Source organism: Opitutia bacterium (assembly GCA_016217545.1).
GTDB lineage: Bacteria > Verrucomicrobiota > Verrucomicrobiia > Opitutales > Opitutaceae > Didemnitutus.
The window spans coordinates 530511-543698 of the sequence record JACRHT010000012.1; the positions used below are offsets into that span (position 1 = coordinate 530511).

The following is a 13188-nucleotide window of genomic DNA, read 5'->3' on the forward strand; positions in this document are numbered from 1 at the left end:
TGAGAACGAGAACGATTCATGGGGCGGCTATTGGCGGGGCACCGTCAGCGTCGCGCGCGGACCTTCGTTGCCGAGGCGGTTGACGGCGCTGATCGCGACCGCTTCGACGTCAGGCGCGAGCGTGATGGTGGTCTGGCGGGCGGATTGGACGGCGAGATTCCACTGCGTGCCGCGCCGCGTCCACACGGCGAAGAGCGCGGCATCGGACGCGGCGGCGATCTTCACCTTGCCGTCGGCGGTGCGCGCGAGCGTCGGCGCGGCGGGTGCCTTCGTGCCGAGCCAAGTCGCGGCGGGCACGAGCGCGGGCGTGGCGTAGAGCGGCGCGAGTTTTTCGACGATGCCCTTGCGGCCGTCCATGAACGCGACGGCGCTGAAGTGCACGTGGCCGCCGGCGCCGGGACGGGCCCGCGTCAGCGCGATTTGTTCCGTGATGTCGGTCGGCGACCATTTTTTCTCGTCGCTGATGGCGCTGGTGAACAGGCCGGCGTAGATCGCGCGGCCGGCGCGGTTCTGCGCGATCCAGTAGTCGAGCAACACGGGGAAGGACTGCTCCTTGCTCGCGAGCGGCCAGTAAATCTGCGGCACGAAGTAATCGAGCCAGCCGCGCTCGAGCCAGAGTTCCACGTCGGCGTAGAGCTTGTCGTATTGGCTGAAGCCCTTGATGCCCGCCGGGCGGCGATCGGGGCGGCCGAGGCCGAACGGGCTGACGCCGAACTGCACCCACGGTTTCTCGGCGTGCACGGCGGCGTGAATCTTTTCCACGAGGCGGTCGACGTTCTCGCGGCGCCAGTCGGCGCGGGCGAGCTTGCCGCCGGCCTTGCGGTAGGCCTGCCAGGCCGGGTCGTCGGGGAAATCGATCTCCTCCGCCTTCGCGTCCTTCGGCGCGTTGGCCGGGAGGGGCTTCGCGATCGGATAGGGATAGAAGTAGTCGTCGATGTGCACGCCATCGACGTCGTAGCGGCGCACGACGTCGCGGATGACGGCGAGCGTGCGCTCGGCGGCGAACGTCTCGCCGGGATCCATCCAGAGATACTCGCCGTATTTCTTCACCGCGCGCGGGTGGGTGTTCGCGATGTGCGATTTGGCGAGCGGCGACTTCGCCTCGTGGTGGCGCGCGCGGTAAGGGTTGAACCACGCGTGGAGTTCGAGGCCGCGCTTGTGCGCCTCCTCGATCCAAACGGCGAGCGGATCGTAGCCGGGCGATTTGCCCTGCGTGCCGGTGAGATACTCGGACCACGGCTCGAGGTCGGACTTGTAGAACGCGTCGGCGGCCGGGCGGACCTGGAAGATGACGGCGTTCAGGTGGAGCGCCTTGGTGCGGTCGAGGATCGCGACGATCTCGGCGCGCTGCTGCGCGGCGGTGAGACCCTTCTTGCTCGGCCAATCGATGTTGTTGACCGTCGCGACCCAGACGCCGCGAAATTCACGCGGCGCGGGCGGGGCGAGTTCCTCGGCGACGGGCGGGACGGGTTTGGCCGGGGGCGTCGGTTTCGTGGCGCAGCCGGCGATGAACAACACGGCAACGGCCGCCAGGAGGCGGTGGAAGCACGGCATCATGACTGGAGCGCAGCGCGGACGTTGCCCTGCACGGCGGCGAGCGCGGCCTCGGCGGCGGCGGCATCGAGTTGGCGGCGCAGCATGACGATGGCGACCTTCACGCGGTAACGGCAGGATTCGAGCGCGGCTTTCGCATCGGCGTCGGTCGCGCCGGTGGCGCGCACCGTCAGCGCGATGGCGCGGCGGTAGAGTTTCTCGTTCGTCGGCATGACGTCGACCATCAGGTTGCCGTAGACCTTGTGGAGGCGAACCATGATCGCGCTGGAAAGCGTGTTGAGGGCGATCTTCTGCGCGGTGCCGGCCTTGAGGCGCGTGCTGCCGGAGATGACTTCGCTGCCGGTGTCGAGCGTGACGCCGATCTCGGCGGCGGCGGCGACGGGGGAATTCGGATTGTTGGCGAGGCCGATCGTGAGCGCGCCGGCGGCGCGGGCGGCTTCGAGCCCGCCGAGCACGTAGGGCGTGCGGCCGGAAGCAGCGAGGCCGATGACAACGTCGTTCGCGGTCGGCGCGACGGCGCGCACGTCGGCGGCGCCTTGCGCGTGGTTGTCCTCGGCGCCCTCGACGGCGACGAAGAGCGCGTTGCGTCCGCCGGCGAGGAGCGCGACGGCGCGCTCATTCGGCCAGGAGAACGTCGGCCAGAGCTCGACGCCGTCGAGCAAGCCGAGGCGGCCGGAGGTGCCGGCGCCGACGTAGATGAGGCGGCCGCCACGCGCGAGGCGGGGCGCGGCAGCATCGACGGCACGGGCGAGCGAGGCGCGGGCGGCATCCACGACGCGGGCGGCGAAGACTTGATCTTCGGTGAACGCGGCGACGAGTTGCTCCGTCGGATAAAGGTCGAGTTCGGGGTGGCGGCTGTCCGGCTGCTCGGTGTTCAGCATGAGAAAATTTCGGGAGGGATCGCCATCCTCCTTCGCCGAGGCTTCGGAGAACAAGCGGCGCGCGAGGAGGTGACGGCGGGACAATCCTGCGTTGCTGCGGCTGGTTCAACCGTTCATTTCGTTTCGGCATGAGTTCTGGGCCGAAAGACGAACTGTGCGTGGGCGTGCTTTCGGGCACGAGCGTGGATGCCGTGGACGCGGCGCTGGTGCGGTTCGGTCCGCGCATCCAGTTGATCGCGACGCACACGCTGCCCTACCCGCCGGAATTGCGCGCGGAGCTGATCGCGCTCGCGGTGCCGGGCGCGAACGAGATCGACCGGCTCGGCGCGGCGGACGTCGCGGTGGGCCGGCACTTCGCGCGCGCGGTGAACGAGCTGATCGCGTTCGCCGGTCGCGAGCGCGAGGACATCTGCGCCATCGGCAGCCACGGGCAGACGGTGCGGCACCGGCCGGGATTGGCGACGCCGTTCACCTTGCAGGTCGGCGATCCGAACACGATCGCGGCGGAGACCGGCGTGCCCGTCGTGGCGGATTTTCGGAGAAAAGACATGGCGCTCGGCGGCCAGGGTGCGCCGCTCGTGCCAGCGTTCCATAACGCGGTGTTCCGCAGCCGGCGCGAGGCGCGCGCGGTGGTGAACATCGGCGGCATCGCCAACATCACGCTGCTGCCGGCCGATCCCAACGCGCTCGTGCTCGGCTACGACACCGGCCCGGGCAACACGCTGCTCGACGCGTGGTGCCGCAAACAGCTCGGCGAGCCGATGGACCGCGACGGGGCGTTCGCGGCGCGCGGGAAGGTGCGCGAGGACTTGCTGCGCGCGTGGCTGGCCGACGAATTTTTCGCGCGCCCGGCGCCGAAGAGCACGGGGCCGGAGTATTTTTCGCCCGCGTGGCTCGAGGCCCGCGTGGGCGACGCCGCGCCGGCAGACGTGCAGGCCACGCTCGTCGCGCTGACAGCGCAGAGCATCAGCGACGCGATCCGGACGCGCATCGGTTTCGAGCACGCCGGTGTCTTCGTCTGTGGCGGCGGCGCGCAGAATCCCACGCTGATGCGCGCGATCGCGGAGCGGTTGCCGCGCTGCAAAGTGCAAACCACCGAGGCGCTCGGCATCGAGCCCGGCTGGGTGGAGGCGATGGCTTTCGCGTGGCTGGCGCGGCAGCGGGTGCACGCGCAGGCGGGGAATTGTCCCGCCGTGACCGGCGCCAAGCGACCCGCGGTGCTCGGCGGGTTGTGGCTGCCGGAGTGAAGCAAGGGCGGTTGCGAACAACCGCCCCGGCCGACTCGTTCAGAGGATCGCGCGCACTCCCGGCAGGCGGCGCAGCGCGGCGGTTACCGCCCAGCTGAGGCCGATGCCCCCGGCCGTGACGGCGACGGCCTTCACCAGGCCCGGCACCTCGACGGTGAGAAACGCGTATTGGAGCCAGATGACGACCACGTAGTGCACGAGATACATGCCGTAGGCGTTGCGGCGGAGGCTCGCCCAAATCGCGTTTTCGACGCCCTTCCGGGCCGCCCATGCGAACAGGCTGGTGCTCGTGACCACGCCGCTCACGGCCATCAACACGCCGGCCGAGAGGCCCCACGCGAGGGAGAACTCGCCGCGCGAGGCCTTGATGCCGTTCACGACCACGGCGACGACGAACGCGACGAAGACGATGCCCGCCGCGACTTGCCACAGCACCCAGCGGCGCGCGAGCGAGCCGGTCGGCGCCACGAGTTCGCGCGCGCCATCGCCGCGCCCGCCGAGCGCAACACCGTAGAAGAAATACGTCGCGTAGAGCAGCACGCGCGAGCTCTGCACGAAGAACGGACCCCAGCTCGCCCAGTGCATGTGATTCACCTTCATCACCACCGGAAGGTAGGCCAGCAACGCGGCCACGATCCACACGCCCACCAGACGTCCGGGCCGCGCGCGGCACCAATCACCCGCCCGCGTCAACGCCTCGAACACCCGCGGCAACGCGAGGTGCAACACCGCGGCCAGCGCGCTGAACGCCAGCAACACCCACAGAAACCACGCCGGACCGGCGGGCCAGTTCGGAAGCTTTGCCCACGCGTCGAAGAAGCCGGTGGCCGCCGTCACCGACTCGCGTTGAAGAAACGCCGGGTAGTAGGCCAGCGGCGCGAGCAAACCGGCGCTCACGATGAACGGCACTCCGAGCCGCGCGAAGCGATCGAGCAGGAAACCGCCCGCACCTTTGCGCGCGAGACTCGGACCCGTGAAGAGTCCGGCGAGCAAGAACATCAGCGCCATGAAGAACGAGTCGTTCCACAGCACCAACAGGTCGACGCCCTGGGCACGCGCGGCGTCGATGATGGGGAAAGCGCCCCAGATCAGGGTGCCGTCGAACGCGCCGAGTGGCGGCGCGTAGAGGAAATACGCCAGCACCGCATGGTGGGCGATCACGAGCAACGTGAGCAACGAGCGCAGGCGGTCGAGTGACGCGGCACGCCCGGCGGATGGTTCGGGAGCAGGATTTATCATGAGAAAATGGGTGGGCAAAGCTCACGCCTCGCACCACGGAAGCGGCGTCAGGATGCGCGATAGCAGGAGGTCTCGCGGTTAGTCGGGCGGACGCGCGATGCGCCGGCGCACGGCGCGCGCGTAGAGCGTCGTCGGCACGAGGCTCAGGACGACGATGAGCGCGCAGAAAATCAGCCAGTCGCGGCCGGCGTTGGGATCGGCCATCATGCGCTGCGCAAAGCTGTCGTTGGCGTGCGGCGCCAGCGCGAACGGCGCGGCGGCGATGTGGTGGGAGAACGCGAGGTTGGCGCTGCGCGCGGTTTCCCAACCCGTAGCCGAGAGGCCTCCCGAGGCGTGCCAGCCGACGGACACGGAGCCGACTGCCACGCCGCCGAAGCAAATCGCGCCGAGGCTGATGAGGCCGAGGTTGACGGCGCCGAGCGTGAGCGCACCGAGCGCGACGCCGCCCACGCTGACGAGGCCGACGGCCCAGCCACCGAAGGCGAAGAGCACGCCCACGGCGCGGTCGCCGCCGGCGATCCAGCCGACGGCGGGATTTTGCGAGGCATCGGGAGAGGAAAAGCGGATGTGCACCAGCGGCAGGCCAAGCAGGGTCGCGCGCGTGCGAAACTCAGCGAGACGCGAACCGATGCGATCGGACGGATGCGAAAACTTCTCCGGCTCGCGCAGCCGCTCGGCCGAGCGCAGCTCGCGACTGATGCGGAGCGCGCGGACCATGGCGAACGACCAAACGACGGCGAAGCCCGCAACCGTGGTGTGGTGCACGGCGGCGATCGCCGGCAACTGCTCCGGCCAGCGCATGGCGGCGAGGCGCAGTCCGAAGATGAAGAGCAGAAAAGCGACAAAGCTGCCGAACAGCACGGCGGTCGTGACGACCACGACGCGCCGCTCGCGCGCGGTGCGCGCTTGATCGAGATTCATGCGCAGCGTCAGCACGGTCGTGATGAAGCCGCTGATCGAGGCGAGGATGGTCGCGAACAAGGCGAACTTCGCGAGGCCGCTCGCGCCTTTCGTCGCGGCGGCGGCAGCGGTTCCGGCCACGGCGGCCTTGGCGGGCGGCGATAACGCGGGCAGCGCGGCGAGCACGCCGACGGTGAAGACGCGGCCCGGCGTGCTGCGCGCGAGCGCGTCTTCGACGAGTGCGAGCACTTGCTCCTTGAGCATGTTGCGGCCGCGCGCGAGGCGCTGTTTCACGTTATCCTCGGTGAGATCGAGTTCGGCGGCGACGTGCTCGATCGAGCGGTGCTCGCGATAGAACAGAACGAGCGGCTCGCGGTAGGTTTCCGGCAGATCGCGCAGCGCCTGCCAGACGAGCGCTTGGTCGTCGCGATCGGCGGCGGCGGTATCGGCCGAAGGCAGGTCGCTCGGGAGCTCGAGCGCGTGGTCGAGTGGCTCGGCGCCGCGGGCGGGCTCGCGTCCGTCGCGCCGGCGCGCGTGGCTGATCTTGAAACGGAGAATGGAGCAGAGCCACGCGCGGAGTTTTTCCGGCTCGCGCAGCTCGCCGAGTTTCAGCCACGCGGTGACGAAGGTTTCCTGCGCGACGTCCTCGCTCGCGGCGACATCGCCGAGCGAGGAGTAGGCGAGCGAGCAGAGCAGTCGCTGGTAGCGCTCCACGATCTGCTCGAACGCGGAGCGATTGCCGCCAAGGCAGGCGGCGACCAGATCGGCATCGCTGGCGGTGTGGAGCAGGGCCATGACTTCGGGCGCTTTCATCGTGTCGCACAATGAAGTGCCCGGAAAGGCCGAAGAGGTGACAAAGATTCGGTGGATTTTTTGCCGGAGGCCCGACGAGGGCGGTTGAGGGCAACCGCCCCTACCCGAGCAAATCCGCCGCGCGGGTGTGCGGGGCGCACATCTCACGATTTCCGCGGCGCGGCGCGACGGTAGTCGCGCCCTCCAAGCCGGTCTCCATCTGGAGACGGCTCGCTGGCGTTCGCCGCTACTTTTTCGGGAACGGGATCTCTCCGCTGGCGAGGCGGTGGAGGAAGAGGGCGACGTTTTGCGCGCGCGGGGCGATCGTGGCGACGCGGCAGTATTCGCGGGCGCTGTGCAGGTGGTCGCCTTCGGGGCCGATGCCGTCGAAGCACGGCAGGCCGGCCGCGCCGAGGAAATTGCCGTCGGACGCGCCGCCACCGTGGACCCAGTTGAAGGGCTTCAGGCCGACGTCGGTCGCGGCGCGCTGGAACTCGGGAAAGAGCTTCGCTTCGACGGCGTGGTTTTCCTTGGGCGGGCGGTTGAGCCAGAGATTGAGGTCGAACTTCACTTCGTGCGCGGCGGCGACTTCGCCGGCGAGTGCGCGGAGGCGGGCGAAGAGTTGCGGCTCGTCGCTCATCTGGGTGACGCGAAGGTCGAGTTCGGCTTGGGCTAAATCGGGGACGACGTTCGTGGCGGGCGAGCCGCCCTTGATGTTGCCGACGTTGACGAGCGTGCCAGGCAGCTCGGCGGGGATTTTCGACGCGGCGAGGGCGAAGGCGGCGAGGCCGAGGATCGCGCTGCGGCCGTCGTTGGGAATTTTGGCGGCGTGCGAGGCGCGGCCGTGGCAGGTGACGATGGCGCCGCCGGTGCCTTTGCGCGAATGGATGATGTCGCCGCTGGGGCGCGCGGGTTCGAAGACGAAACCGAAGTGGTGGCGCTTCGCGGCGTCCTCGAAAAGGTGGCGGGTGCCGTGCGTGCCGGTTTCCTCGTCGGGCGTGAGGAGGATTTCCCAGCCGATTTGCGCAGCGTGCGGGGTTTGCTCGAAGGCTTGGAGCGCGGCGAGCAGGACGACGAGGCCGCCTTTCATGTCGGTGACGCCGGGGCCGTTGAGCGTGTCGGCGTCGAGCCAGCGGCAGGTCTGGAACGGGTCGTCGGCGCCGTAGACGGTATCGTAGTGGCCGCAGAGAAAAACCTGGACTGGCGCGCTGGGGCGGAGGCGGAAGCGGAGCGCCTTCACGCCGGGCGGGTTGTAGCCTTCGGCGTCGGCGGGGAGTTCCTCGAATTGCGCGCCCGGGAACGCGGCGGCGAAGGTCGCGCGCAGCTCGGCGGCCATGCGCGCGAGACCGACGGCGTGGTTGGAGCCGGAGTTGATGGCGGCCCAGCGTTCGAGGAGCGCGACGAGTTCGGCGCGGCGCGAGGGGAGCGAGGAGATGGAGGAGGGAATCACGGAGGGCGGGAGGTGGCGGACGGACTAGGGAAGAAAATCGTTCTCGTTCTCTTACTCGTTCTCTCGTGCGGAAGCGCGTTCCGATTGGAGAGAACGAGAAAGAGGGACGAGAACGATTTCAGTCACGCGCGGAAAGGACTGGCGGCGGCGAGCGCGGGGAGATCGGCGAGGCCGTGGGCGGCGGTGAAGGCGGCGTCTTCGAGGAGGTGGCCTTCGGTTTCGGGCGCGGTCTGGCGATGGAGGATGGCTTTCAGTTCGTCGACGTTGGCGGACCAGCGCGCGCCGTTGAAGAACTCAAAGCCGGCGAACTGCGATTTGTAGAGGGCGTTATCGGCGTAGCAGGTGCCGAGATAGACGTGCGCGTAGCCTTGGCGGGCGAGTTCGGCGACGGCGCTCGTCATGAGGAAGAGGCCGAGGCTGCGGTTGGGGTGTGCGAGGTCGTAGAACGAGTAGGAATAAAACGCCGCGCGGTTCGGTTCGAGGTAGAGCGCGGCGAAGCCGATCTCGACGCCGGGTTGCGCGGGATCGGTGGCGACGAGGACGTGCGTGGTGAGAGGCGAGTTGAAGAGGCGCGCGAGGCGCTCGTCGGACATGCCGGGCGGAAATTTCTCGGCGGTGTAGCGGCGGGCGAATTCGTGGCGCGCGGGCGTGAAGTCGAACTCCGCGCGCGGGACGAGCGTGACGCGGAGGTTTTCGCCGCGACGGAGGATGCGACGGTTTTCCGAGGAGGGCGCGAATTGCGCGAGGTTCACGCGGGTGTGGCGGCAGAGGTAGAAGCGCTTCATCTCCGGCGTGGAGGCGAGGAAGCCAGCGGCGAACAGGTCGGCCGGCGTCTCGTGCGACTCGGGGAACGCCCACACGGCGTAGGGAAAGACGTAGTGCGCGTAGTCGGGCTTGGCTTCGGAGAAGAGCAGTTTCATGCCGCGCGCCAGCTTAGCGGCGTCAGAGTCGGCCGCCACCCGGGAGAGTGACATGCGGGGCGTCGGCGCCGTCGAGCTGCTTGAGGTTGGCGAGCGGGTCGGCGGCGAGGCGGAGGAATTTGAAGCCGAGGAGGCGCGGCTTGCCGGCGGCGTCGCGTTCGGCGTTGTGCGCGGTCTCGCGGGCGATGAAATCGGCGAGCGTTTCCTCGCGGACTTTGGGCTCGGAGGAGTGGATGATGTGCAGCGTGCCGTCGGCGCCGTGGGCGGCGAGGCCGACGTGGCCGATCCAGGCGCTGCCGCCGAAGATGTCGTTGGCGGGCGCGCCTTTTTTCACGACACCGCGGACGACTTCGATGATGTCGCCGTCCTGGAGTTGCGCGGCGAGGGCGGGCGCTTCGGCGTAGGGAAAAAAGGTATCGCGGTGATCTTCGACGGGGATGGAGACGGTGAGCTTGTAGCGGTTCTTAAGGAAGCGGGCGCGGTCGATTTTTTCGTCGAACTTCACGGCGCGCGGGCCGGCGAGTTCGGCGGTGATGTCGGTGGCGAGCCAGCGGTTGGAGGGATTCCAGTCGGTCTCGGTGAAGTGGTTGCGGGTGACGACGCCGATCCGGCCGTCGCGGTAGCGGATGCGCTGGAGAAGTTGGAAGAAGCCGGTCCAGTCGCGCGAGAGGGCCATGGCGAGCGTGTGCTCGGTGAAGACGAGGCAGTCGCTCTTCGCGAGGCAGTAGAGCGGTTGCGGGTCGTGCGTCTCGAACGGCATTTCGCCGAGGAGGTAGAGCTCGTAGGGCTGGCCGAGGTTCTTGCGGGCGAGGTGGACGATGCGCTTGCGCAGGTCGGGCTCGGTGGCGTGGAGTTGCGCGAGGTAGGCGCCGACTTCGGGCTCGGTGAATTGGTAGAGCGGCTTCGCGGCGAGGGCGGCGAGCGGGTCGGCGGTGGCGGACGGCGCGGGTTCCGCGGCGAACAGCGAAGCGGTCGCGGCGCAGAGCAGGGAGGAAAGGAGGAGGTGTTTCACGCGGGGAAAGAAAAGGGGCGACCCGTGAGGATCGCCCCGGAGAGAGTGACGGAACGCGCGCGCGGGGCACGCGTTTTCTGTCCGGTTAGAACAGCTTGTATTCGACCGAGAGCGTGAAGGAGCGGCCGCGCGGGTCGGTGACACGCGGTTCCCACGAGCTGCCGGCGCCGGTGTTGGTGTCGTAGGCGATGGAGAACGGAGGATCCTCGTTCAGCAGGTTCTTGATGCCGGCGATGATGGTGATGTCCTTGCTCCAGCGGTAGGTCAGCGACGCGTTGTAGGTGATGTATTCGTCGACCTTCGGGTTGTATTGGGTGGCCTTGGACAGGTAGGCGCCGTTGGCGATGCCGGGCGGCACGTAGTCCATGTAGCCGGAGCGGAAAAGCTGGCTGATGCGGCCGGTCCACTTGCCTTTGCGGTAGGAGACGGCGGCGGTGTATTTCCACTTCAGGCCGATGTCGGAGGCGCGGGTGAAGCGGCCGACCTCGCTGTTGCCCCACGGCGCGGTGGCGATGAGCTTGGAGCGTTTCTTGAGGAGCTGGGAGACGTTGACGTCGCCGACGAGCTTGCCGCCGAAGAGGTCGAACTCGCCGCGCCCGGTGTATTCGAGGCCGCTGGTCTCGGTCTGGCCGGCGTTGATCGGACGAACGTCGATGAACGCGATTTGGTTCGTCGCGGGGTTGCGAATGACGCGATCCGGGAAGAGCTGCGAATTCTTCAGGATGTCGGAGGCACCGAGGCTCTGGATGGTGCCGTCGCGGTTCACCTTCCACCAGTCGACGCCGAGCGTGACGTTTTTGATCGGCGAGATGACGACGCCGTAGGAGATCATGTCGGCCTCCTCGGGCTGCAGATCGCGCTTGCCGCCGTTGATCAGGTTCAGGCTGTTGGCAGGAATGGAGGCGCCGGTGCTGGGGTCGACCAGATCGGCACCCGAGTAGACGGACTCGAAAGCCGCGTCGAACTGCTGCTTGAAGGTCGGCACACGGAAACCGGTGCTGTAGGAGCCGCGGAGGAGGATCTTCTCGGTGGGTGCGATGCGGAGCGTGATCTTCGGGTTGGTGGTGGAGCCGAAGCCGGTGTAGTCGTCGCGGCGGCCGGCAACGTTGAGGTCGACGTGCTTGATGACCGGAATCTGGAGCTCGGCGAAGACCGCCTTCACCGTGCGGCTGAGCGTGCCCGCGGTGGCGAGGGCGTTGTCGAACGGCGCGTTGAAGATGAAGTTCTGCACATCCGACTGGGTGGCATAGGCCGCGCTCGCGCCGTTGAACTCGTATTCTTCCTTGCGGATGTCCGCCCCGACCGCGGCGAATAGCTGGCCGGCCGGCAGGTCCCAGAGCGGGCCCGACGCGGTGAAATCGAAGGTGGTCGTGGTGAACGTGCCACCGTAGAGCTGGACACCGTCGGCGCGCGTTTTCGCGAGGGCGGCCATGGCTTCCGGCGTCTGCGTGAGGCTGAAGGGGCTGACGATGCCGGAGTTGATCAGGGCGGCGAACGGATAGGCGTAGAAGTAGCCGCTGATGAGTTTGGACTTACTCTCGCTCTGCGCCTGCGAGAGTCCGGTGCGGTATTCCCAGTCGCGGAGAAACGGCAACGGTCCCTCGAGGCCGACGAGGAAACGGCGCGTGTCGCTGATGGTGCGAATTTCGCGGTTGCCGAGCGGCGTGGCGCGCCAGCGGAAGGCGATCGGCTGGCCGTTATTGATCACGCTCGAGGGGAAAAACGCGATGAGCGCCTGATAGACGCGGTTGTAGTCGGCGCCGGTGCTCGGGTAAGCGAGGTTGAAGAACGGGCTGGTCGACGAGGTCGAGCTGGAGATCTGGTTCGGCGAGAAGCTCTTGGTGGAGTCCGAACGGCCGATGACTGCTTCGGCGGTGATCGTGTGCTCACCGAGTTTGTAGGAGCCGCGGCCGACGAAGTTGGTGTTCTTGACCGGTTGCTGGAGGGCGGCGGCACGGCCGGTGTCCCAAGCGGAGGCGTATTTGGCGGAGGGCACGTTCCAGAGGAGTTCCTCGTAGGGCCCCATGCCGTCGTATCCGGCGTAGCCGGCGGTGTTCGTCGGGAGATCGAGGATGTTGATGCCGCCGCTCATGGCGAGGGTGCCGGCGGGATCGATGGGGCCGGTGCTGCGACCGGTGTTGTTGAGGTTGTCGCGGCTGATGATCGAGTAGAGCGTCGACAGCGGGAAAATCGTGGCGATCGGGGCGCCGCGGGTATCGGGGGAGATGCCGCGGGCGGGCTGGAAGGTGTTGACGAAATCGCGCTGGTCGCCGCGGAGCATCTTGTGGTCGGCGAGGGCGAGCGAGGCCATGATGTTCCAGCCGTCCTTGTTGAGGCTGCCCCAGCCGCCGACGAGGGAGTAGCGGAAGATGTTGCCGCCGCCGTCTTCGGTGATGTCGGAGGAGGCGTTGGCGACGAGGCCGCGGAAGTCGGACTTCGTGATGAAGTTGATGACGCCGCCGATGGCATCGGTGCCGTAGACGGCAGAGGCGCCGTCCTTGAGGACTTCGACGCGCTCGATGGCGGCGAAGGGGATGGAGTTCAGGTCGACCACGCCGCCGTTGAGGCCGTGCGAGGCGACGCGGCGACCGTTGAGGAGGACGAGGGTGGCGTTGGCGCCCTGGCCGCGAAGATTGGCGGAGGTGGCGCCGTTGTTGCCGCGGGCGGCGCCGGCGACGACGTCGGCGTTCGACGCGAGGTTGTCGAGGCCGTTGCCGTTGATGTTAAGGTTCATGATCAGCTGCTCGGCGCTCGCGATGCCTTCCTGCTCGAGGTCGAGCTTGGAGAACACGGAGATGGGCAGCGCGCCTTCGTCGGCGGGGCGCTTGATGGAGGAGCCGGTGACGATGAACTTCTCGAGTTTGACGGCGTCGTCTTTCTTTTCTTCGAGCGGAGCGGGGGCGGTTTGCGCCACCGCGAAGGAGGTCATCGTGGCCGCGGCCAATGCCGCCAGCGTGAAACGACAACTCCGGGAGTAACGTGCGTTCATACGGGTCGTGTGTAGGGTTGGACTAAGCTAGCAACGAGACCGGCAAACGCGTGGGTGTGCACGCTGCTGGCCCGCAGGGATGTGTGTTAGGGCTCCGGGTTCGGCGGAGCGTGGAGAGGTGTCTAGTAGAAGTGCTTGCAGGTCCAAGCAGAATCCTCGCCAGCGGGCTGGGCCAAAAGACGAAGCGCCGCCCGATTTCTCGAG

At 67.9% G+C, this 13188-nt stretch carries 9 protein-coding genes; 1 reads left to right on the forward strand and 8 read right to left on the reverse strand.

Annotated elements, in window-relative coordinates:
- Positions 1-27: 27 nt before the first annotated feature.
- On the reverse strand, positions 28-1557 hold the full coding sequence (locus tag HZA32_09185; GenBank protein MBI5424252.1) for a family 10 glycosylhydrolase: 1530 nt from the start codon (positions 1555-1557) through the stop codon (positions 28-30).
- Entirely contained in the window at positions 1554-2435 is an 882-nt protein-coding gene (gene murQ, locus HZA32_09190) for an N-acetylmuramic acid 6-phosphate etherase (protein ID MBI5424253.1), read from the reverse strand. Before murQ ends, HZA32_09185 begins: the two co-directional genes overlap by 4 nt.
- 128 nt (positions 2436-2563) lie before the next feature.
- Between murQ and HZA32_09195 the strand changes: the two genes are divergently transcribed.
- Entirely contained in the window at positions 2564-3682 is a 1119-nt protein-coding gene (locus HZA32_09195; protein MBI5424254.1) for an anhydro-N-acetylmuramic acid kinase, read from the forward strand.
- 39 nt (positions 3683-3721) lie between these two features.
- Here the strand turns inward: HZA32_09195 and HZA32_09200 are convergent, their stop codons facing one another.
- The 6 genes from HZA32_09200 to HZA32_09225 all read right to left on the reverse strand — a co-directional run bounded on the left by HZA32_09200 (position 3722) and on the right by HZA32_09225 (position 12984).
- A complete protein-coding gene (locus HZA32_09200) occupies positions 3722-4921 on the reverse strand; it encodes an acyltransferase (GenBank protein ID MBI5424255.1) in 1200 nt (399 codons plus the stop codon).
- Positions 4922-4999: 78 nt separating this feature from the next.
- On the reverse strand, positions 5000-6634 hold the full coding sequence (locus tag HZA32_09205) for a sigma-70 family RNA polymerase sigma factor (protein MBI5424256.1): 1635 nt from the start codon (positions 6632-6634) through the stop codon (positions 5000-5002).
- Positions 6635-6860: 226 nt separating this feature from the next.
- Positions 6861-8063: a hydrolase gene (locus HZA32_09210; GenBank protein ID MBI5424257.1), complete on the reverse strand. Its 1203-nt coding sequence runs from the start codon at positions 8061-8063 to the stop codon at positions 6861-6863.
- A 122-nt stretch (positions 8064-8185) separates the two neighbouring features.
- Positions 8186-8983, reverse strand: a complete 798-nt coding sequence (locus HZA32_09215) for a hypothetical protein (GenBank protein ID MBI5424258.1) — start codon at positions 8981-8983, stop codon at positions 8186-8188.
- Positions 8984-9005: 22 nt separating this feature from the next.
- A complete protein-coding gene (locus tag HZA32_09220) occupies positions 9006-9947 on the reverse strand; it encodes a DUF1460 domain-containing protein (protein MBI5424259.1) in 942 nt (313 codons plus the stop codon).
- Between the two features lie 133 nt (positions 9948-10080).
- On the reverse strand, positions 10081-12984 hold the full coding sequence (locus HZA32_09225) for a TonB-dependent receptor (protein ID MBI5424260.1): 2904 nt from the start codon (positions 12982-12984) through the stop codon (positions 10081-10083).
- Positions 12985-13188: the final 204 nt, after the last annotated feature.